This is a genomic window from Micromonospora sp. MGP-C2, assembly GCF_057766525.1.
On the sequence record NZ_JBYMEN010000002.1, the window covers coordinates 1,518,988 to 1,539,338 of the forward strand.

21 protein-coding genes, 2 pseudogenes and 1 riboswitch are annotated in these 20,351 nt (G+C 70.0%); of the genes and pseudogenes, 9 read left to right on the forward strand and 14 right to left on the reverse strand.

Going from position 1 to position 20,351, the window contains the following annotated elements; genetic code table 11:
• Nucleotides 1–42: 42 nt before the first annotated feature.
• Both AC3CF1_RS06645 and AC3CF1_RS06650 read left to right on the forward strand, forming a co-directional pair.
• Nucleotides 43–192 (forward strand): annotated as a pseudogene (locus AC3CF1_RS06645) (ATP-binding cassette domain-containing protein); the annotation flags it as partial.
• Between the two features lie 119 nt (nucleotides 193–311).
• Nucleotides 312–572, forward strand: coding sequence for a hypothetical protein (locus AC3CF1_RS06650; protein ID WP_355159897.1), 261 nt, complete (start codon nucleotides 312–314; stop codon nucleotides 570–572).
• A 130-nt stretch (nucleotides 573–702) separates the two neighbouring features.
• Here AC3CF1_RS06650 and AC3CF1_RS06655 read toward each other — a convergent pair whose 3' ends face one another.
• The 4 genes and pseudogenes from AC3CF1_RS06655 to AC3CF1_RS06670 all read right to left on the reverse strand — a co-directional run bounded on the left by AC3CF1_RS06655 (nucleotide 703) and on the right by AC3CF1_RS06670 (nucleotide 4,222).
• The gene (locus tag AC3CF1_RS06655; protein WP_355159895.1) at nucleotides 703–1,602 is read right to left on the reverse strand and encodes an ABC transporter substrate-binding protein; all 900 of its coding nucleotides are present in this window, start codon (nucleotides 1,600–1,602) and stop codon (nucleotides 703–705) included.
• 81 nt (nucleotides 1,603–1,683) lie between these two features.
• A pseudogene (locus AC3CF1_RS06660) lies at nucleotides 1,684–1,809 on the reverse strand (acyl-CoA thioesterase); the annotation flags it as partial.
• A 40-nt stretch (nucleotides 1,810–1,849) separates the two neighbouring features.
• Nucleotides 1,850–2,368: an SMI1/KNR4 family protein gene (locus AC3CF1_RS06665; protein WP_327644603.1), complete on the reverse strand. Its 519-nt coding sequence runs from the start codon at nucleotides 2,366–2,368 to the stop codon at nucleotides 1,850–1,852.
• Nucleotides 2,369–3,841: 1,473 nt separating this feature from the next.
• Nucleotides 3,842–4,222, reverse strand: a complete 381-nt coding sequence (locus AC3CF1_RS06670; RefSeq protein ID WP_488449835.1) for a hypothetical protein — start codon at nucleotides 4,220–4,222, stop codon at nucleotides 3,842–3,844.
• An 818-nt stretch (nucleotides 4,223–5,040) separates the two neighbouring features.
• A riboswitch (cobalamin riboswitch) is annotated at nucleotides 5,041–5,255 on the reverse strand.
• A gap of 251 nt (nucleotides 5,256–5,506) precedes the next feature.
• Here AC3CF1_RS06670 and AC3CF1_RS06675 point away from each other — a divergent pair.
• Nucleotides 5,507–7,312 carry a copper resistance protein CopC gene (locus AC3CF1_RS06675; protein ID WP_488449836.1) on the forward strand — a complete coding sequence of 602 codons (1,806 nt, stop codon included), beginning with the start codon at nucleotides 5,507–5,509 and terminating at the stop codon, nucleotides 7,310–7,312.
• Between the two features lie 226 nt (nucleotides 7,313–7,538).
• Here AC3CF1_RS06675 and AC3CF1_RS06680 read toward each other — a convergent pair whose 3' ends face one another.
• The 4 genes from AC3CF1_RS06680 to AC3CF1_RS06695 form a co-directional block, all read right to left on the reverse strand.
• Nucleotides 7,539–8,672, reverse strand: a complete 1,134-nt coding sequence (locus tag AC3CF1_RS06680; protein WP_088948859.1) for a cupin domain-containing protein — start codon at nucleotides 8,670–8,672, stop codon at nucleotides 7,539–7,541.
• 13 nt (nucleotides 8,673–8,685) lie between these two features.
• Nucleotides 8,686–9,039 carry a hypothetical protein gene (locus AC3CF1_RS06685; RefSeq protein WP_488449837.1) on the reverse strand — a complete coding sequence of 118 codons (354 nt, stop codon included), beginning with the start codon at nucleotides 9,037–9,039 and terminating at the stop codon, nucleotides 8,686–8,688.
• Nucleotides 9,040–9,248: 209 nt separating this feature from the next.
• A complete protein-coding gene (locus AC3CF1_RS06690) occupies nucleotides 9,249–9,419 on the reverse strand; it encodes a hypothetical protein (RefSeq protein ID WP_488449838.1) in 171 nt (56 codons plus the stop codon).
• 416 nt (nucleotides 9,420–9,835) lie between these two features.
• A complete protein-coding gene (locus AC3CF1_RS06695) occupies nucleotides 9,836–9,982 on the reverse strand; it encodes a hypothetical protein (protein ID WP_488449839.1) in 147 nt (48 codons plus the stop codon).
• Between the two features lie 111 nt (nucleotides 9,983–10,093).
• On the opposite strand from AC3CF1_RS06695, the gene AC3CF1_RS06700 reads away from it, so the two are divergent.
• Nucleotides 10,094–10,840, forward strand: a complete 747-nt coding sequence (locus AC3CF1_RS06700) for a helix-turn-helix transcriptional regulator (RefSeq protein ID WP_488449840.1) — start codon at nucleotides 10,094–10,096, stop codon at nucleotides 10,838–10,840.
• 47 nt (nucleotides 10,841–10,887) lie between these two features.
• Here the strand turns inward: AC3CF1_RS06700 and AC3CF1_RS06705 are convergent, their stop codons facing one another.
• Nucleotides 10,888–11,898, reverse strand: coding sequence for an aldo/keto reductase (locus tag AC3CF1_RS06705; RefSeq protein ID WP_488449841.1), 1,011 nt, complete (start codon nucleotides 11,896–11,898; stop codon nucleotides 10,888–10,890).
• 116 nt (nucleotides 11,899–12,014) lie between these two features.
• Between AC3CF1_RS06705 and AC3CF1_RS06710 the strand changes: the two genes are divergently transcribed.
• Entirely contained in the window at nucleotides 12,015–12,623 is a 609-nt protein-coding gene (locus AC3CF1_RS06710; protein WP_088948863.1) for a TetR/AcrR family transcriptional regulator, read from the forward strand.
• A gap of 30 nt (nucleotides 12,624–12,653) precedes the next feature.
• Here the strand turns inward: AC3CF1_RS06710 and AC3CF1_RS06715 are convergent, their stop codons facing one another.
• Both AC3CF1_RS06715 and AC3CF1_RS06720 read right to left on the reverse strand, forming a co-directional pair.
• Complete coding sequence (locus tag AC3CF1_RS06715) at nucleotides 12,654–13,283, reverse strand: VOC family protein (RefSeq protein WP_488449842.1); 630 nt, start codon at nucleotides 13,281–13,283, stop codon at nucleotides 12,654–12,656.
• Between the two features lie 126 nt (nucleotides 13,284–13,409).
• On the reverse strand, nucleotides 13,410–13,877 hold the full coding sequence (locus AC3CF1_RS06720; RefSeq protein ID WP_357965516.1) for a MarR family winged helix-turn-helix transcriptional regulator: 468 nt from the start codon (nucleotides 13,875–13,877) through the stop codon (nucleotides 13,410–13,412).
• A gap of 98 nt (nucleotides 13,878–13,975) precedes the next feature.
• Between AC3CF1_RS06720 and AC3CF1_RS06725 the strand changes: the two genes are divergently transcribed.
• Nucleotides 13,976–14,821 carry an SDR family oxidoreductase gene (locus AC3CF1_RS06725; RefSeq protein ID WP_354980857.1) on the forward strand — a complete coding sequence of 282 codons (846 nt, stop codon included), beginning with the start codon at nucleotides 13,976–13,978 and terminating at the stop codon, nucleotides 14,819–14,821.
• Between the two features lie 106 nt (nucleotides 14,822–14,927).
• On the opposite strand, the gene AC3CF1_RS06730 is transcribed toward AC3CF1_RS06725, so the two are convergent.
• Nucleotides 14,928–15,911, reverse strand: coding sequence for a GlxA family transcriptional regulator (locus tag AC3CF1_RS06730; protein WP_488449843.1), 984 nt, complete (start codon nucleotides 15,909–15,911; stop codon nucleotides 14,928–14,930).
• 162 nt (nucleotides 15,912–16,073) lie between these two features.
• On the opposite strand from AC3CF1_RS06730, the gene AC3CF1_RS06735 reads away from it, so the two are divergent.
• On the forward strand, nucleotides 16,074–16,712 hold the full coding sequence (locus tag AC3CF1_RS06735; protein WP_488449844.1) for an HD domain-containing protein: 639 nt from the start codon (nucleotides 16,074–16,076) through the stop codon (nucleotides 16,710–16,712).
• 11 nt (nucleotides 16,713–16,723) lie between these two features.
• Here AC3CF1_RS06735 and AC3CF1_RS06740 read toward each other — a convergent pair whose 3' ends face one another.
• Both AC3CF1_RS06740 and AC3CF1_RS06745 read right to left on the reverse strand, forming a co-directional pair.
• Nucleotides 16,724–17,608, reverse strand: coding sequence for a pyridoxal-phosphate dependent enzyme (locus AC3CF1_RS06740; protein ID WP_488449845.1), 885 nt, complete (start codon nucleotides 17,606–17,608; stop codon nucleotides 16,724–16,726).
• A 64-nt stretch (nucleotides 17,609–17,672) separates the two neighbouring features.
• On the reverse strand, nucleotides 17,673–18,206 hold the full coding sequence (locus AC3CF1_RS06745; RefSeq protein ID WP_488449846.1) for a hypothetical protein: 534 nt from the start codon (nucleotides 18,204–18,206) through the stop codon (nucleotides 17,673–17,675).
• 328 nt (nucleotides 18,207–18,534) lie between these two features.
• On the opposite strand from AC3CF1_RS06745, the gene AC3CF1_RS06750 reads away from it, so the two are divergent.
• Complete coding sequence (locus AC3CF1_RS06750) at nucleotides 18,535–19,749, forward strand: hypothetical protein (protein ID WP_088948868.1); 1,215 nt, start codon at nucleotides 18,535–18,537, stop codon at nucleotides 19,747–19,749.
• The gene (locus tag AC3CF1_RS06755; protein ID WP_488449847.1) at nucleotides 19,742–20,323 is read left to right on the forward strand and encodes a hemerythrin domain-containing protein; all 582 of its coding nucleotides are present in this window, start codon (nucleotides 19,742–19,744) and stop codon (nucleotides 20,321–20,323) included. Before AC3CF1_RS06750 ends, AC3CF1_RS06755 begins: the two co-directional genes overlap by 8 nt.
• Nucleotides 20,324–20,351: the final 28 nt, after the last annotated feature.

Genomic DNA, 20,351 nt, shown 5'->3' on the forward strand with positions numbered 1-20,351 from the left:
AACCCTAGCCGCTCGACCTCGACCGTCACCACCGACTGTTACCTGGACCGCTACCCCCACGAACTGTCCGGCGGCATGGCGCAGCGTCTGGTTACCGCGCTCGCGCTGGCACCCGTTCCGTCGCTGCTCATCGCCGACGAGCCCACCACCGGGCTGGACCGGCCACTGGTCGACCACACCCTCGACCTGCTGCGATGGACGGTGGACGCTGCGGCATCCGCTGGGTCCCACCAACAGTGGGACCCAGCGGACCGGAGCGACGGGAGGCAATCCGTAGGGCCGGCCGTGGCCAGCCGCACCCGAACCCGGCGGTGGCCGGGATCGTCGAGCAATGGTCACGAGCCGTGCTGCGCCGCGCGTGGTGGAACAAGCTTCCGGGCTGGACGCAGCCCGCAGCATGCTTGGCACTCATAGTGTTCGGATCCTGGCTCGGCGCCGGAGTTGTCGTCATCCCTGGCGGTATCGTCGCGCTCACAATCGGCCTCATCGACTGGAACGGCCGGCGGACGGCGCGAATGGTGATGAACGTGGCGAGGCCTGAGGGCAGCACCGAACGGGTGCTATCCGTCTGAGCGACGATGCAATCAGGACCGGCGAGCGGCACGTCAGCACCCGTCTCGGCCGCCGAGGTGGCGCCGCCACACCGCGGCCCCTGGCTGCGCGCCCACCGACATCCGCACCGGCCGCTCGGGTGCGGCAGTGTCAAAGGACGTCGGCGGAAACCCGCCGAGCGCGGGAGTCCGGACGGCCGGCGAGGATGCCGGCGAGGATCTCCGCGCCGTCGACGACCCTCGGGCCGGGACGGTTGAAGTAGGCAGGGCCGTCGACCACCCACACCTGCCCCTGACGCACCGCGGGCAGGTCCGCCCAACCAGGTTGCGCGCTCGCCACGGACAGCTCGTCGAAGGTTCGCTCGGGCGTGAACCCGCACGGCCCGAACACCACCACCTCGGGAGCCAGGTCCGCGACCACCGACCACAGGTGCGGGGTGCTGTGCGCACCCGGCCCGAGCAGCAGGGACCGCCCACCCGCATGGGTGATCTGCTCCGGCACCCAGTGCCCGCCCGGCATCAACGGGTCGAGCCACTCGACGAACAGCACCGTCGGCGCGCCGGGCACCGACCCCGGCAGCGCGGCGAGGCGACGCTCGGCGTCGGCTCGGATCTCGGCCGCCCTGCCTTCGGTGCCGGTCAGCGCAGCCACGGCATCGACCGTGTCCAGGATTCCGTCGATGGTCCTCGCCTCCAGGGACATCACCCTGGTGTCGAGATCGATCAGGCCAACCGCGTCGTTGACCCGCTGGTAGGAGACCGCACACACGTCGCACAGATCCTGAGTCAGGATCAGATCCGGCTTCAAAGCGTCCAGCATGGCGACGTCGAGCTGGTACAACGACGATCCTCGGTGCGCGTCACCGGCGATCGCCGCCGAGATCTCCCGGCTCGTCAAGGTCTCAGGCAGGGACGTCGCGGTCACCGCCGGGATGTCGGCCAGGGCCCCCGGCGGCCAGTCACACTCGTGGGTACGGCCGACCAGTTGCCGGGTCAGGCCAAGCGTGGCCACGATGTCCGTGGCCGCCGGCAGCAGGGAGACGATTCGCACGTCCGCCTGCCTACCAGGCGCGACCGAGCCACGTCCACTCCCGGCAGCGAGGCCACGGCCGCCGACGCTACGAGCGGCGCCTCAGACCTCCTCGGCGCCGTTGAGCAGCGCCCGCCGCAGGGCCAACCGGTGCTCCCGGCGGATCTCCGCCTCCCGGTAGCGACGCCGGTCCCCGTCCGTCTCCGGCAGCAGCGGTGGCACCGTTCGGCTGGTATGGCTGCGGTACTCCGCTAATACACTTCTGGCGTCAGACGAGGCGCTGGATGCGGACCTTCGGGCGCTCGTTCCTGAGGTGGCCGTGCTTGTGCTGGCGGACCTGCTCGTCCCAGACCTCCTGGTCGTAGGCGGTGGCGTCGTCCTCTCCGTCGAAGCGCCAACCTGTAGTCGGGAATTCAGCCATCAGGGCGGCAAAGCTCGGGGCCTGATGAATCGCTGCGTCCCAACCCTCAGCAGTGATGTCGAGCAGCACCAACGGCGGTGGCTGCTGGCGAAAGTCGTAGGTGAGCATCTCCCGGCTACCGTCACCCCCGATGATCACCCCACCGGGAAAGCGCTCTGCCGCCTCCGCCGCCGCGTTCAGCTCAATCAGGCGACCCTGTGCGTAGATGCTCAGGAAGTCCCCCGCCGGGGGGACGAACTCGTCAACGCCACCACGGCTGGCAATGAAGGCCCGGTAGTCAGAAGGGAATTGAACGCCAAGCGCCCGCTCGACTTCCGCGAGGACTCCCTCTCCCTGCACGCCGCCTCCCGTGAACGATGCGGACACTTCACGCCTGTGACCCTACGGGTGGCCAGGATCTGACGTTGAAGCGGAACTTAGATGGCCGCTCCCGCGACCTGCACCGGCCTGCTGGTCCCGCCGCGTCTTGGGCTCACGTCATTGCCGACTGGTTGCGGACGTTTCACGCCGTCTTGTGCCCCGCGTGTGCCCCAAGTAGGCGGGCAGGCACCCGTCAGTAAGGCAGGCCATCACAACCTGCGCTGCGAGCTGCCGCCGGCCTTCAAGCACACGGTTTAGGAATGGTTCAGCCCTTGCGGCGGCGACCTTCCTTCTACCAGGAAGTACGCCTGAATTCCGGCCGTGGCTGCGCGTGATCATTCCGCGCATATTCGGATCTTGCCGCCGGTCGGGTGCCACGTTGGCAGTGTCCACCTTGGCGGCTAGTCCAGTTCGGCGGATCGCGGGGCCGGCTTGGCTTCGGGCGGATACCCGCTCGGCCTGGCACCCGCGTAGGCTCCATAGATGCCGGACATCTCTCCTCGACTCCGACGCCGCATCGACGCCGACTTTCCCCACCACGCCGACGTGGTCGTGGGCAGGCTGCACAGCCTCGATCAACTAGTCGCGGACTCTCGTCAGAACCCGGAACGGATGTTTGCAGCGGTGGTGCGCCTCGCTCAGGGCCGACTCGACAAGCTCGACGATGCTTCAAGTCTGGCCAGAGAGGACTGGCGTGATCTCTTAGTCGGAGCTGACTTCGGGAACGAAGACTGGCCCGCCCGCCTCTCCGACTGGCTCAGCGCTCCGGAGCCAACCGGTGACAGCGCCCGTCGCGGCCGTCGGACCCCTCGCTTGTAAGGCGCATCTGGCGATGGTGGCAGCGTCGTCACCGTCCAGGACGTCCATGATGACGTCTTGATCCGTACGAGCGAGTCCGCCGACGTCTCCGGCTGCCATCGTTGGTGGCCGCTTGACGACGTTGACGGTGTCTTGTGCCCCCCTGTGCCCCGCCCGCCGGCACGGCGTGGTTAGCGGCCGGCACCGGCATCCGATGGCGAGGGGATCGACGTGGCGTTGAACAAAAAAGGCTCTCGGCTCGTCACGGTCGACGGCGTCTTCTACAGGTGGCGAGTGCGCGGAAGACCAACCTATGCACAGGCGCTCGGTGAGCGACCACTCGCTTTCGCCGTTGAGCAAGCCGACTGCAAGGGCAGCGTACTGCTCGTTAGCATGCCCCAGGACCACCCGAGCAACTGGACCGGCGGCCCGTCGATCCCCGTTCTTCCATCGGAGGTCGCGGCAGTCATTCGCAAGGCACTGGGCGAGGGATGGCGACCTAGCCAGCCGGCAGCGGCCTTTCGCACGACTGCGCCCGACGCATCGCAAGAGCCCCCGAGTCCTTGACCCCCAGGCAACCAACACAACCGCCTGACCTGCTCCCTCGCGACAGGTGAGCTGCGAGACCCGTCCTCCCGCGTCCACGGTTGTCCGCCGACGTCGGTCCCGGTCGTCACTCAGTTAGTCACCCAGTCCCACCGGGACCTCGTAGTCCCCGCGCAGGCCGAAGACTTCGTTGAATTGAGGATCGTAGATGACCAGACCGTGCCGCTCCGCCAGGTCCAGGACGACGTCGACCGCCGCGTTGCCGCGTGGTGAGTAGCTGATGTTCATGCTCACGTGGTCGATGCCGACACCGAGAGGTGCCGACATCCCTGGCGACTCCGGGTCGTACGGCGGATGATCCGGGAAGCGCGCACGCAGTTCCTCGTAGAAGGAGACGATCCGCTGGTCAAGCTCACCGTCTCGGTGTTCCATGCCGTTGCAGTGATCGGCCGTTTGCCGCACATCGTTTGCCGTCGCGGAAGGCTCGACTGCCAGGACCACAAGATCAAAACTCACCGCTACATGCTCCCTGACCAGAATCGGCTCCGTCGACCTCTACCCCACCGTCAGGTTGGAAGATGCCTTGGCCACTCCAGTCGCCGATCAGGTCTACGAGGTGAGCAGGCGTGAGACTGGTCGCGAAGGACGGAGGGCGCGGTCCGAGGCCGCGTCGGTGCGGCTGCTGACCCTTGTTGACCGCTAGATCGGGCACGCGTCGGGCACGCTGGCAGTTCGTCCGAATCCCTTCATTGACTGATGCCGCTACCCTGCAGGTGTGGCCGGGATTCGCCTCGCGTGGCTCGCTTTGCCCCTGCTGGTCGTCCTTGTGTTGGTCGTCGTCGTGGCACTGCGGCGTCGGCGTAGGGCATCGCCCCTGGCGGACAGCAGGCAAATGGAGCTGTCTACTGCGCGCAAGGCGATCCACCAGAGCGCCCGCGAGAGCCGCCGGCGTCGCCGTGGCAGCCTTCGCGGTAAAGGCGGTGGTGGTAACGACGGTCAGGCTTTCGACGCTGGCGTGACGAGTGAATCCGGCGGCATGCCATAGTCTGCTCGATCGCCTGCGCGCCTGCTGCCGGGTGCCCGCGCTGGAACTGACCGGCCACGAGGTCGGTGAGTTGAAGCGGAACTAAGGGCCGCACCGCGCGCAGGAACGCGGTCTCGTCGATGGCGGCGGTCACCGCCGGCCCGTCGGAGTGCCGGGCGGCGACCACACCGGCGGACGGAGTCGATGAGGTTGAGGATCCGGCCTCCGTGCACCGTACCCATCAGGTTGGTGTGGTGCTGGTCCATGATCTGCGACAGGGTCAGGTGCGAGGCCGACGGCAGCGCACACGGTTGTGTACGCGGCGCCGGCAGGTCTTCGGACTCGCGGGCCTGACCGGTCGCGCCGGTCCCCTACTGGCCGTCGCTTCCCAGGCCTGCTGGCCCAGTGCTGATGACGGCGGTCGTTCCCACTCACCGCTGCGGGGCAGCCCCGGATTTCCACCAGGTTCCCTCTTACGACGCCCAGTCGGTCACGACGGGGCGAACCAGCGCCGTCGGCAGCATAGCTGGCCAGGGAATCCGCCCGCCTGGCGCGTCGTACCGCGGCCGCACGGCGTCCTCGTCATCAACTTTTGCCATCTGAGGAAAAAGATCGCCACCTCTTGAAAAAAGTCTCACGGCGGTGAGGATATTCAAATGCGTCGTCTCCCTCAGACTTGCGGGCGGGTGGTCTCGGGCCTCCTCGCGCTCCTCCTCGCCTCGGCGGTCGCCCTCCTCGCGTCCGCCCAACCCGCCGCAGCTCACGGGACTCTCGCCATGTCCACTCCGGCGAGCGGCGCCACGGTGAGCGAGCCGTTGACGTCGGTGCAGCTCTACTTCACCGAGAAGGCCGCCGCCAACGCGTTCTTCACGATCACCGCCCCGGGCGGCGTCCGGGTCGACAACGGCTGGTCGTACGGGGAGCCGAAGCCGCTGGACAAGCCGGTGCGGGAGTACTTCCTGGTCAACGGGCAGTTCGAGCCACGGGAGTACACGACGGGGTTCCCCGCGGTTGTGCCCGTCTCCCACCTGCCGGCCAAGGGCCAGTACTCGGTGAGCTACCTGTCGGTCGCCTCGGACGGCGACACCGTGCGGGGCACGTTGACCTTCCGCTACAACGGGCGGGTGACGGCAGCGCCGCAGGGGTGGAGCCCGCCGTCGACCCAGCCGGACCCGGCGCTGGTGGCCGCCACCGAGCAGCACGGATCATCTGGGCAGGCCTCAGCGGTTCCGACCACCGCGGTCGAGCCGGCGGCACCGCCGTCCTCGGCTGCGGCGGCCCCGCCGACCGGGTCGACCGATGAGAGCGGCCCCGGAGCACTGGCCTGGGTCGGCTGGGTGGTGGCGGTCGCGGCGGCCGGGGCGGTGGCCGGATTCGTCGTCTGGCGTCGCCGATCGGCTTCCACCGGCAAATCCACCGGCCGGGGCCGTACCTCGTCGGCGACCTCCGGTCGACGCGGCGGCGGCGCCCGTTCCACGACCAGGACCGGCGCCGGCAGGACTGTCGGTGCCAAGCCCAGCGCCGGCAAGGTCGGCGGTGGCACGGTCGGCGGTGGCACGGTCGGCGGTGGCAGGGCCAACGGTGGCACGGTCGGCGCGGCGACGGTCGACCCCGGCCCACGGCCCGACACGGACCTCGCCGTGACACCCGGGTCCCGGCTGAGCAACACCCACCTGGCGCTGCTCGTCGGTGGGCTCGTGATCGCCCTGCTGGCCGGGTTCGGGTTGGCTCGCATCGGGACCGGCGACGAGAGCCCGGCGGGCGGCACCGCCCGTCCGCCCGCCGCAGGGCAGGCGGAGTCCGCGACCGACGGACACCAACACCCTGCGGGCACCGGGCCACACACGCATCGCGGTGACGGCGCGACGGGCGAGACGCTGGCGACCGGGACGACGGTCAGCGCCGGTGGGTACACCCTGCAACCGCTGGAGCGGTCCCAACCCCCCGGTGTACGCGCGGACTACCGGTTCCGCATCGTCGGGACCGACCGGCAGCCGGCGACCCGTTTCGCTGTCGTCCACGACAAGCCGTTGCACCTGATCGTGGTGGGCCGCGACCTGTCCGGCTACCAGCACCTCCACCCGACGATGGCGCCCGACGGCACCTGGAGCGTCCCTGTGACGCTGGCCCGGCCCGGCGGCTACCGCGTCTACGCGGACTTCTCCGTCACCGCCACCAACGGCACGCAGGTCCCTCTCGTGCTGGGTGTCGACCACACCGTGCCCGGCGCGCACACCCCGACCGCGCTGCCGCCGGCGCAGGCCCAGGCGACGGCCGGGCCGTACGCGGTGTCGATGAACGGCACCCCGACGGTGGGGGTGACGGCACCGATGCACTTTCAGGTCAGCGGCGCTCCGACCACCCCGGTGCAGTTGGAGCCGTACCTGGGCGCGTACGGGCACCTGGTCGTCGTCCGCGAGGGCGACCTCGGGTACGTGCACGTCCACCCCGAGCCGGAGCTGGTCGACGGGTCGGTCAAGTTCTGGCTGACCGCGCCGAGTTCGGGCAGGTACCGGGCGTTCTTCGACTTCCAGGTCGCCGGCAAGGTGCACACCGCCGAGTTCACGATCAACGTGCCCTGAGACCGGAACTTTCTCCCTGCTGCGGCCCACCATCCAGCCAGCAGCAATCATCGGCTTACCGGTGACCGTGGCGATCGGCTGGGCGCTTCCCGTTCGGGCTCGCCCTGCTCACTTTCCTCGTCATCGACGTCGTCGCCGGCGCGGTGTACCGACGCCGACTACCCGCCGAGGTTCCCACCTCTCCGGCACCCGTCGGAAGCTGATCCGCGAAGGCCGGTCACAGTGGTCAGACCACCGTCTGCTTTGTGGTCGGCAAGGCGTCGACCATCGACTTCTGCACGTTGATCGTGTCCGCGATGATCTCGTGGGGCGTGTTGGCCATCCACTGCATCACCGAGATGTCCTCGAAGCGCGGATGCCGGAACATCTCCAGGAACACCAGCGGTTCATCGCCGGTGTTCTCGATGTAGTGCCCGTACGCGAACGGCACGTAGCCCACGTCGCCGGCCTGGAAGTCGAACGTCCGGGCGGCGGCCTGGGCCGCGAAGACGCCCATCCGACCGGTGCCGGAGATGTAGTACTGCCACTCATCGGTGGTGGGATGCCAGTGCAGTTCGCGCATTCCCCCGGGCTCGACCTCGACGAGGGCGGCGGCGGTGGTCACGGACGCGGCGAAGTTGGTCGAGTCGGTGACCCGTACCGTCCCGCCGCGGAAGCGTTGCGGGGTCTGGGCGGTCATCCGGTGTTTGAAGCTGCGCGGGATGTCACCGGTGGGGCTGATCACCCGGTCCTGTTGCAGGGGCGGCGGCACGTCGCCCTGGAAGATGTACTTCTCCCGCTCGGGCAGGTTCTCCATCTGTTCCATCGTCCAGCCGAAGTTCTTGGCCAGGACGTGCCGGGGCGTGTGGGCGAAGAAGTCGCTGAGCAGGAAGGTGTTGTTCTCCGAGAACGCCCCGTCGTTGAAGACGAGCAGGAACTGCGCGCCCTCGTCCAGCGCCTGGATGTTGTGCGGCACACCCTGCGGAAAGAACCACAGGTCGCCCGCCTTCACGTCCTCGATGAAGTTGCGTCCCTCGTGGTCGACCGCGCTGATCCGGCAACTGCCGCTGAGCATGTACGCCCACTCCGACTGCTGGTGCCAGTGGATCTCGCGGTATCCGCCCGGCTCCAAGCCGAACTGGACGCCGGCCATCTGGGTGGCGATCGGCAGATCCCGGGCGGTGACCTCGCGGGTCCAGCCACCCTTCTCCACCCGGGTGTGCGCCTGGGAGAACGAGAACTTCAGGTTGGGCACCAGTCGACTGTCGGTCGTCGGCGGCACCACCAGGTCGGGGTTCTGCCGCTCAAGTGCGATGTTGCGGCCCGGGATGGGCGGGCCGCCCTGGTCGCCGCGTCGCGGCTGGGGATCGCTGTTCGCCATGATCGCTGTCTCCTCACTCCGGTCGGGCCGGGCTGGGCGCGGACACGGATCCGCCTCGCAGGCCTGGCCGGGACGGCAGCCCCAGCAGGGTGCGCACCGCGGGCCATCCGTACTGAAGCGCGATCGCGGCGGGAACCGCCACCGCGGTCGCCACCACCACCAGACGGGTCCACGGCGGAGCGTGGCCACCCGCCCCGGTGCTGGCGAACACGACGAGAGCCAGCAGTACGACCCGGAGCCGGTGCACGCCCGGAAGCCCGGTCCGCCCCGGCTGCTCGCCCCGATCGTTGGCTGTCGAACAGCAGTCGGGCCGACCCGTTGTGCTGCTCGGCAGCCAACCATCGAGGGGCGACGTGGAGTGAGCCATGCTTTCGATGATCGGGGCCGGTGCGGCGCCGTCGCATCACGTGATCGCGCCATTACGGCACGCCAAATCCGGGACGTCGTGGGCCATTCGGCGCAATCGCGCCGGTTCGTCGATCTGGTCGCCCGGCCTCTGCCGCCATGGCTAGGCTCGGTCGCAGGACGGCATTTCGACGCGCCGGGTAACCACCGGGGAGAACGCCATTGTCCGAATCATCCTTCAACGCCGGAGCCATCCCGGCTGACGACATCGCCGCCGACGCCGAGCAACGACAACGGTGGCTGTTCGCCGCGTCGGATCAGCTCCGGCTCGACGGGCGCGGCCAGGCTGCCCTGCGCGTCCTTGCGGTGGAGATCGCCGCGAATGGCCGCGGTGAGCGACATCGTGCCCTGCTGCTCGGTCGCCTGGCACAGATCGCGGCGCTGGAGCCACCGTCGGTCGCCCTCGCGGGCCTACGGGAGTCGCTGAACCAAAGGCTGGATGCCCCGAGCCGGGCCACTCTGCTCGCCGTCATCGCCACCGTCGCTGCCCGCACCGGACATCCGGACGCCGATGCCCTGCTGCGCGAGGCGGGCACCGCGCACGCCACAGCGGGCGACCGGTCATCCGCCCGCCACCTCGCCCTCGGCCGGGCCGCCCGCGCGCTGTCGCACGGAGACCTGCCCGGCGCGCACGGCGTCCTGACGGCCATGGACCCGGACGCCAGGGCGGCCCGACGGGACGTCACCTCGGTCCGAGCCGAAGGAATCCTGGTGCAGCTCGGTCTCGGTCGGCACCAGGATGCCCGGACGGCGATCGGTCAGGCCTTCGACGACACCACCTCGACCGGTACGCCGTTGAGCGGCACCCTGACCGCCCTGGACTGCCTGCGGATGGTCGCGGTGGGCGAGTTGCCCGAGGCTGCCGCCCTCGCGGCCACCAGGCTCGGATCCGACTCGGTGGACATCAGTCAGGAGACGCGTGCCCTGCTGGTCACGGTCATCGCGGAGGTGCACCACCGCCGGGGCGATCACCACGCGGCGCGCGCCGTCCTGCGTACCTGCCTGACCCGGAGACGGTGGCCGGACAGTACGGTGTGGACTCCGCCCTCTGCGTCGCCGTCCGCGATCCGGCCCTCAGCGAGCCGTCGAGCCTCCTCAACAGCATCGTCGCCGACCTGCACCGGTCGGTGCGGTCGCTCCTGCCGGTGCCGCAGTTCGGCCCCCGCCTGGTCCGCGTGGCGGTGGCCGCTGGCGACACGCAGGCCGCCCACCGGGTCACCGAACTTGTCGCACTGGTGGCCACACGGACTCCGGTCCCGCTGTGGCAGGCACTGGCGGACCAGACCAGAGGGCTGCTCGATCGCGACCCCGACGCACTCCGGTCGGCGATCGCCGCGCTGCGCACCACCACCGCGCGGCCGGCCCTGGCCGATGCGTTGCTCGATCTCGCCAACAGCCCTCGGCTGCACCCGACCGAGGCGTGGGACGCCGCGCACGAGGCGGCTGCCCTCTACGCCCGCATCGGCGCGCCGGGCGACCAGGCGACCGCCGACCGGAGATGCGCCGAACTCGCGGCCACCCCACGCCGTCGGTCGTCGGTCGATGAGTCGCCGCGCACGGGCATCGACGCGCTCACGCCCGCCGAGGAGCGGGTGGCCGAGATGCTCGCCGCCGGTGCCACCAAGAAGGAGGCGGCCGGGCACCTCTTCGTCTCGTTCCACACGGTGGACACCCAGCTCCGGTCCATCTACCACAAGCTGGGTATCAACAACCGGATGCAGCTGGTGCGAGCCTGGGACCGGTACAGGTCGACAATCGGCTGATGACCGAGCCATCCGAGGGTCTGGCGGTCAACTCCCTGACGTGACCGTCACTTCTCGCTGTCGAGCAGGTCCATCATCGGCGCCGCATACCGCTGCCCGGAGGCGGCACCGGGCGGCACGGCACGCTCGATCTCGTCCAACGTCTCCTGATCCAGCGTCAGGTCGGCCGCGGCCAACGACTCGGCCAGCCGATCCCGCCGCCGCGCGCCGACCAGTGGCACGATCTGCTCACCCTGCGCGGCGACCCAGGCGATCGCCACCTGACTCGTGGTCGCTCCCAGCCGCTGGGCGACCCGGCCGAGCGCGTCCACGAGGCGCAGGTTCGCGGCCAGGTGCTCGCCCTGGAACCGTGGGCTGTTCGCCCGGAAGTCCGTGCCGGTCAGCTCACGGTCGGCCGACCAGTGCCCGCTGAGCAGACCTCGGGACAGCACACCGTAGGCGGTCAGGCCGATGCCCAGCTCGCGCAGCGCCGGCAGGATCGTGGCCTCCGGGCCACGCGACAGCAGCGAGTACTCGATCTGGACGTCACTGATCGGTGCCACCGCGGCGGCCCGACGGATGCTGTCCGCGCTCACCTCGGAGAGCCCGATGTGCCGGATGTAGCTGGCCTGCTGCATGTCGAGCAGCGCGCCCACGGTCTCCTCGACCGGCACCTGTGGGTTCAGCCGCGACGGCCGGTAGATGTCGATGTAGTCGGTGCCCAACCGGCGCAGCGAGTACGCCAGCCGGTCCTTCACCGCCGCCGCCGACACGTCGTACGGTGCCGCCTGGAACCCGCCGTCCGGTGTCCGGCGCGCGCCGAACTTGACGCTGATCACCAGCTCCTCCCGGCGGCGCTCCCGCAGCACCCGGCCGATCAGCATCTCGTTGTGGCCCGACCCGTAGAAGTCGGCGGTGTCGACCAGGTTCACACCGGCGTCGATCGCCGCGTGCAGGGTCGCGATGCTCTCCGCCTCGTCGGCCGGCCCGTACAGGTCCGACATGCCCATCGCACCGAGGCCGATGATCGACACTTCCGGCCCGGAGGCACCCAACTGTCGCCGTCGTAGACCCGTCATGTTCCTCGTCTCCTTCGGTCGTCGTCGCGGTGCGTCCTGCTGTCGGGGCACCGTTGTGTACGCTGTGTCCATATAACCAGCACGAAGACACTCTGTCCATATAACTCGGAGGACCAGTGGCCCAGCTCACTCCAGATGCGAACACGCCACCCCGGCGTGGCCGTGGTCGCCGACCCGCCGACCAGGTACGCGCGGAGATCCTCACGGCCGCCGGTGATCTGCTGCTGGCCGAGGGCATGGCCGGCTTCACCATCGAGAAGGTCGCCGCCCAGGCCGGGGCCAGCCGGATGACGATCTACAAGTGGTGGCCCTCCAAGGGGGCACTCGCCCTGGACGGCTACTTCACCGTCGTCGCGCCCACGTTGGCCTTCACCGACACCGCCGACATCGTCGCCGACCTGACCAACCAACTCGTCGCCTTCGTCCACCTCGTGCGCGACACCCCCGCCGGGCGGGTCATCGCCCACCTCATCGCGCAGGCGCAGACCGACCCCGAGCTGGCCGACGCCTATCGGCAGCGCTACTCGGGCCCCCGCCGGGCCCTCGCCGTGGAAGCCCTCACCCGGGCCATGGCCCGGGGGCAGCTACGCGCCGACATCGACCCAGAATCCGTGGTCGACCAGCTCTGGGGCGCCTGCTACCACCGGCTCCTCGTCCCCGACCTGCCGCTCACCGAGGACTTCGCCCGCACCCTGGTCGACAACCTCGTCCGTGGGCTGCGCTGACCGGCCGACCGCCGCCTCGCGTCGCGGGTCTCACTCGGGTGGCGTGGCCCCCGACTGCTCGCTGACCATGTACGCCGCGTACCAGTCGGGCCAGTTCTCGTCCCGCTGGCCGGTGCGCTCCTCGTGCTCGCCGTGGGCGGCAGCCGCGCGTCGCATCGCGCTCGCCAGGTCGGTCGCCGAGCCGTACGACGTCAGCCCACTCTCGATCCGACCCGGAAGCCTGTTCGTGATCTCCTGCATCAGCCAGGTGTTGCCGTCCGGGTCGCGGAACGTGGCGCGCGAGACATAGCTGCGCCGCTCCGGGTCCAGCCCGTCGACCGGGCCGGCCGGGCTGACGTGGAAGACCCCGCCGACCTCGACACCGGCGGAGACCAGGGCGTTGCGGGTCGCCTCGATGTCGGACACGACCAGGTAGGCCATGGCCGAGCCGGGCGCCGCCGGCGTGAGCCCGGGGCCGAACTGCACGGAGCACCCGGAACCGTGCGGCGTCAGCTGGACGATGCCCGGCGGCGTCTGGTCGAGGCGCCACCCGAGGCGTACGTAGAACGCCTTCGCGCGGTCGACGTCCGACACCGGGATGACGATCACCTCCAGCTTCATGTCGACGCCCTCGACGCCCGACCTGCCGCTCGCGTCGCCCTGAGCACTCTTCGGGCTCATCGCTGCCCCTTCCCGATCACCACGGAACCGCCTGCGTCTCTGCGGGATGCCGCGTTCCCGACATCAGCCGGACGACACCTTCGCGGCCCTACGCAGCCCAACAGGGGCGCGACGGGTGACGCCGTCTCAGCCCTCGGTGTCGTGACCGGTTGCCGGAAGGCTCGCCACGCCACGGCCCAGCGCGCTGCGGAAATCCCGATAGAGATCGGAACCGAGCGTGTCGGAGAGTTTCTGCTCGATCAGGTTCACGATCCCGTCCGAGAGCTCCATGAACCTGAGGCCCCGATCGGTCGGCACGATCAGCTTCGCCCGACGGTCGGCCGGGTCGGGCGTACGCCGGACGTAGCCCAGCCGCTCCAACTCGTCGAGGATCGCGCCCATCGTCTGCTTGTTGCGGCCGGCCAGGCGGGCCAGCTCGCCGGGGCGGGTGCCCTCCGCGTCCAGGTACGCGAGCACCGCGCCGTGGCGGGGCCGAACGTCGTCGAACCCGTGCTCGGCGGAGCGCCGAAAGATCTCGCGCTGGACGCGCGCGGAGAGCTGCACGGCCAGGATGCCGAGGTCCGGGTCCTGCTCCTTGAGTGTGCTGCGCTTCATAAGGTGGTCCAATCATTGGACGGTACAACTTTTGGACTATATCGTCGTTGACGTCGACCAGCGGCCCGACCGCGGTCCACCTGACCGGGAGGACGACCATGACCATTCTGATCACCGGAGCAAACGGCACCGTGTCGAGGGAGGTGCTGCGGGAACTCGCCGGCGCGCAGTCGGTGCGCGCCCTCGTACGGGACATGTCCCGTACGCCCAGGCTCGACGGTGTCGACTACGTCGTCGGCGACCTGGACAGCCCCGCCACGCTGACCCCGGCGTTCGAGGGCGTGACGACGCTGTGGCTGCTGACGCCGATGGGCCCGACGGCGCCGAGCCAGAGCATGAACGCGGTGTGGGCCGCCCGGCAGGCCGGAGTGCGGCACATCGTCCGGCTCTCCGCCATCGGTGCCGCACACGACGCGCCCACCCGCAACGGCCGCCTGCACGCGCTCTCCGACGCCGAGCTGCAGGAGTCGGGCATCCCCTGGACGATCCTGCGCCCGAGCTACTTCATGCAGAACCTGCTCGGCTCCAAGGCCGGAGAGCACCTCTACGGGCTCTTCGGCGAGGCGCGGGTCGGTGTGATCGACGCACGGGACATCGCCGCCACAGGGGCGGCGATCCTCGCCGCGCCCGAGCGGCACGAGAGCAGGATCTACACGCCCACCGGCCCGGAGAGCATCACCCTGCACCAGGCCGCCGACGACATCGCCCGTACGCTCGGACAGCCGGTACGCTACGTACCGCAGAGCCCGGAAGAGGCACGCGACAACCTGCTCCGGGCGGGCCTCGACCAGTGGACGGCGGAGGTCCTCGCCGAGTACCGGGTCGCCTACGGCTCCGGTTGGGGCGACTTCACCAACGATCATGTCGAGAACGTCGTCGGCCGGGCGCCGCGGAGCTTCGCCGAGTTCGCCAACGACCACCGCGAGCAGTTCGCCACGGCCTGACCCCCGTTCCACATCTCGGCGCGGTGCCCTTCGGTGCGACCCCACCGGAGGGCACCGCCACGTCGCACCCTGATCAGCGCGGGAGCGACGGGCAGCGGTCGCGCGGTCACGGTTCGACGACATCCTCGTCGTCCAGCACCGTCTCCGGGACACGTGCCGTCGTGCGGAACCGCTGCTGGTAGGCCCGTGGCGACACTCCAACCCGGGCGAGGAACATCCGGCGCAACGTCTCCGGGCTGCCGATGCCGACCTGTTGGGCGCAGGCGGTGACCGACTGGCCCGCGTGCAGCAGGCGGATGGCCGCGTCGACCCGCACGCCCTCCACGTACTTGCTGGGGCTGCTGCCCAACTCCTGCCGGAACAGCCGGGAGAGGTGACGCGGGCTGACATGAGCCCGACTGGCGAGGGCGGTCACCGAGTGGTCGCCAGCCGGGTCCGCTGCCACCGCGTCAGTCACCTGCCGCAGCACCGGGGTGCCCGGCCGGGGCAGGGCCAGCGAAGGAGAGAACTGCGACTGACCGCCGGGCCGTTGCAGGAACACGACCAGAGACTGCGCGACCGACCGGGCGATCTCCTCGCCGTGGTCGCGCTCCACCAGGGCCAGCGCGAGGTCGATGCCGGCGGACACACCGGCGGACGTGAAGATCGTCCCGTCCTGCACGAAGATGGCATCGGGCTCCACCCGCACCCTCGGGAACGCGGCAGCGAGCAGTCGAGCGTGCTGCCAGTGCGTCGTCGCGCGCCGGCCGTCCAGCAGGCCGGCGCCGGCCAGCACGAAGGCGCCGGTGCAGACCGAGGCCGTACGAGCGGCCCGGCGGGACAGGGCCGTCGCGGCGGCGGTGAGTTCAGCACTGATCGGGCTCGTCGGGAGCGCATCGCCGCCGACCACGAGGGCGGTCCCGACGTCGGTCGCCGAGTCCACGTCGCCGTCCACGGGGACGCGCATACCCGTCGAGGCGCGCACCGCGGCGCCGTCGCTGGAGCGCACCTCCAGCTCGTACGGTGCGCCGAACCTGGCGGCCTCCGCGAATACCTCGAACGGCCCGGCCAGGTCGAGTAGCTTCATCCCGTCGAAGACCAGAGCCGTCACCCGGTGCGGCTCCGCCGCCGGACTGCCCACAGCGTTGGCCCCCTTCACCCATGTCCCGATCTGAGGGAAGCATGGCAGATGGGACGGGGCGCTGGTCGGTCCGTTCGGGTGACGCTTGACGCATCGGAGCCCGGCCGGGCTCCCGGACCGACAGGAACCTCCATGAGCCAGACGATCGCCGGCATCGAGATCCCCGACTCACGGCTCGCGAACGACGCCACCGAGCTCGTCCGCCAGGCCACCGACGACCTGCTGTTCCATCACTCCCGGCGGGTCTTCGTCTTCGGCTCGCTCCAGGGTCGGCGGCTCGGCCTGAAGGCCGACCCCGAGCTGCTCTACGTGGGTGCGATGTTCCACGACCTGGGGCTGACCGAACGCTACCGCCGCGACGATCAGCGCTTCGAACTCGACGGCGCGGACGAGGCACGCCGTTTCCTCCGGTCGAACGGCATCGGCGAGCGCGAGGCGCGGCTCGTGTGGGAGGGCATCGCCCTGCACACCACACCGGAGGTCCCGTACCGCCTGGAGCCCGAGGTCGCCCTCGTCACCGCCGGGGTCGAGACGGACGTGCTCGGCATCGGCTACCACGAGTTGTCGCCCGCCGACATCGCGGCGGTCACCACGGCTCACCCGCGGCCGAACTTCAAGCTAGCCATCGTCGACGCGTTCGCCGACGGCTTCCGGCACCGGCCGGACACCACCTTCGGCACCGTCAACGGTGACGTGCTCGAGCACCGGGTGCCCGGCTACCGCCACATCGACTTCGTCCGGGTCATCGAGGAGTCCGCCTGGCCCGAATGAGACCCTGGGACCTAGACCTGCGGATGGCCGAAGAGGCCGGGAAGGCCGCCGGTGTGCAGAAAGATCACCCGGTCGCCGTGCGGGAAGCTGCCGGCCAGCAGCGCAGCCATCGCCCGACCGGTGTACGTCGGGTCCAGGAAGACCCCCTCGTCGCGCGCGGTCGTCTCCAACGCCGCCCGCGCCGCGTCGGTGAACGTGCGGTACCCGGCGCCCACCTGGGAGCCGTCGATCCGCAGCGCGCCCGGCTCGACCTCGCCGACGAGCAGCCCGACGACAGTAGCGCGGGGGTCGGGCACGGCACCGACACTCACGCCGACCACCCGCTCGGCGCCCAACTCCCGTACGAGGCCGGCCATCGTCCCACCGGAGCCGAGCGCGACCACGACCTCGGCCGAGTCGATGTCCGGCACCTGGGCGCGCAACTCCCGAGCGCAGTCCACGTAACCCTGGGTGGACGCGGGCGAGGTGCCGCCGAACGGGATGAGGTACGCCGATCGGCTCTCCGCCTCGTGCGCCACCACCTCGGCGAGCGGTCGGTGCCCGCCCCAGACGATCTCGGCGCCGGCGAGCCCGTCGAGCAGCAGGTTGCCGCGCTGGTCGTCCGGGGGCGGGCCGTCCAGCACCAGCACGCAGGCGAGGCCGAGCCGGGCGGCCGCGGCGGCGGTGAGGCGGGCGTGGTTGCTCTGCGGCGCGCCGGAGGTGATCACGGTGGTGGCGCCGACTGCGAGCGCCTCGGCGCAGGTGTACTGCAACTTGCGGATCTTGTTGCCGCCCCCGCCGAGGCCATTGAGGTCGTCACGCTTGAACCAGAGGTCGGCCAGGCCCAGCCGGGCGGCGAGCCGGGGCGCGGCCTCCAGCGGAGTCGGCCAGGTGCCGAGGGAAACGGGAGCGATCATCCGTGCAGCTAATCACTCCACTGCCCCGCCCGCAGCACCTCGGCCGACAGTGGCAGGTGACGCGTCAGCCCCGGCGCACCGCGGCACGCGGCAGCGGGCCGACGTCCGAGTGACGACCGGGTCGGAGTGCCGCGTGCCGCTGTCCAGGTCCGGCGCCGTCGCGGGCGGCGAGCACATCCGCCACCGCGCCGGTGGCGAACCCGTAGATGGACTTGTGCACCATGTCGATGGCGAGTTCCGCACGTGGCCAGGTCAGCGGGCGTCGCCCCACACCGGTGGCGTTCTCCAGGATCTGGTCGCTGGTCAGGCGCACCGCCGTGAACATTCCCGACGCCCAGGTGCCGCGCAGGCCGGCCTGGGCCATGACACTTCGCAGCACGCCGACCAGCGCGCCCTGCCCGTAGTGCATCGCCAGGTTCTGCCACCGCGGCTGCTGCCCCGGACGTTCCGGCAGGCCAGTCAGCCGTGCCAGCACCCGGGCCGGCACGTACGAGTCGGGTCGGCCTGTCACCCGTTGCTCGACCTTCTCGGCAGCCGTCATCACCGCCGCCCCCACCAGACCTGCCACCAGTCCCTGCCACACCGCTCTCTTCAGCATGGTGGACGCCCTACCCAGTGGACGGGTACTCACACCCGTCTCCAGCCTCGCGTGGCCGCCGGATCCAGGTCGCGGAGGACGGTTTGGTTTGTGCCCGCTTGCCGTGGGTAGCGTGATTTTCGGGTCAAGACACGCGCCCTTCGATGGTCATCCCTGCCTCGCGCCCACACGCGGCGGGTGGGCACCCTCGTCGATGGCGGAGGCAACGTGTGACGGACCGGATTCCTCTTCCGCAGCCACCACCCCACGGTCGTGTCCTCAGCGCGGCCCGGGTGGCGCCGCACCGCGCCCTCCGCGTATGTCCCACCTCCCCCGACAAAGGAGAGAGATGTTCAATCCCCTGGACCACAAAGGAATCCCGCTCGACGGTCAGATCCGCAACTGGCGTGAACTGAACGTCGAGCCGATCGACCCGGAGGCGGTCGACCCGTACACCCGGTGCCGGATCATCACGATGAACGGCATCGAGGTCGAGGCGATCAACTTCCAGCACCAGTTCGCCCGGAACTGCCCGGACCAGGAGGTCCGCCGGCAGCTCGCCTACGTCCGGTACGTGGAGAGCCAGCAGCAGAGGGTGGTGAACTGGCTGCTTCCCGGCGTCGCCAGCGTGCTCGAGACGACGCTCGGCTACGAACAGGTGGCCGTCGACCTCACCGCCTGGGTGGCCCGACACGAACCCGACCCCTACCTCAAGCAGGCGTACGAGTTCGGCGTGCTGGAGGACTTCGACCACCTGTACCGCTACGCCAACCTCTACGAGATGGTCGAACGGCGTAAGGCGGAGAAGATCGTCAACGGTCTCACCGAGGTCATGCCGGGTCGGCCGACCATTCAGGAGCACCGGCACCCCTTCGACGAGGTTCGCACCCCGTACGACCGCAACTCGGTGGACCCGCGCTCGAAGCTGCACGCGTTGACGATCCTCTCGGCAGAGCAGCAGGTGATGTTCTACTACATGAACGTCGGCCCGCAGTACATGGAACCGATCGCGCGCCAGCTCTACCAGGAGATCAGCCTGATCGAGCAGGAGCACGTCACCCACTACGAGTCCCTGCTGGACCCGGGCGAGAACTGGTGGGAGCGGCTGCTCACCCACGAGTACAACGAGTGCTGGCTCTACTACTCCTTCCTGCAACAGGAGAGCGACCCCCGGATCAAGGCGGTCTGGGAGCTGCACCTGCAGATGGAGCTGGCTCACCTCCAGCAGGCCGCCGACTTGTTGCGCCGGCACGACGGCCGGGAACCCGAGGAGATCGTCGGCACGGCCGGGTTGCCGGAGCCGCTGACCTTCGAACCCAACAAGGACTACCTGCGCCACCTGCTGGCCACCCAGATGGATCTCACCAAGCTCGGCGAGGGCTACGTCCGAGAGGCCCACGAGCGTTTCGAGTGGATGCAGGAGCAACTGCACGACGGCCAGAAGCCGCCGAGCGAGCAGGTCATCGACATGCACCGGGAACGCTTCGGCGACGAGTACCGGATGGAGACCGAGGGGCCGCACCCGATCGAGGCGCTGCGCGCCGAAGGAGGCAGCCATGCCTGACGCCGACGCTCCGACCACGCCCGGGCCCGAGGAGGACGTGGTCGACCTGCTGCTCGCGCAGCACGCCCAGATCGAGCAGCTCTTCCTGCTGGTCATCGGCAGCACCGGCGACACCCGGCGGGACGCCTTCGACGATCTGGTCAAGCTCCTCGCCGCGCACGAGACCGCCGAGGAGGAGGTCGTCCACCCGCTCGCACGGACGCTGCCCGGTGGGGGTGGGGACGCGATGGTCGACGACCGGCTCGACGAGGAGCGGCAGGCGAAGGAGACCCTGCAAACCCTGATCAAGGGCGGTGTGGACGCCGACGGCTTCGACACCGGGATCGTCCTGCTGCGCGACGCCGTACTCACGCACGCCCGTTACGAGGAACGCTACGAGTTCCCCCAGCTGCGCCAGCACGTCCCGGTCGACCGGCTGCGCGGCCTCGCCACCGCCGTGCGGGCGGCGGAGGCGTCCGCGCCGACGCGGCCGCATCCCATCGCCCAGTCCGCGAAGGGCAACCTGGCCGCTGGCCCGGTGCTGGCCGTCATCGACCGGGTACGCGACGCGGTGCGCAAGCCGTCGGAGAGCTGACCGGAATCAGGCGGGCGGTGGTCCGTTC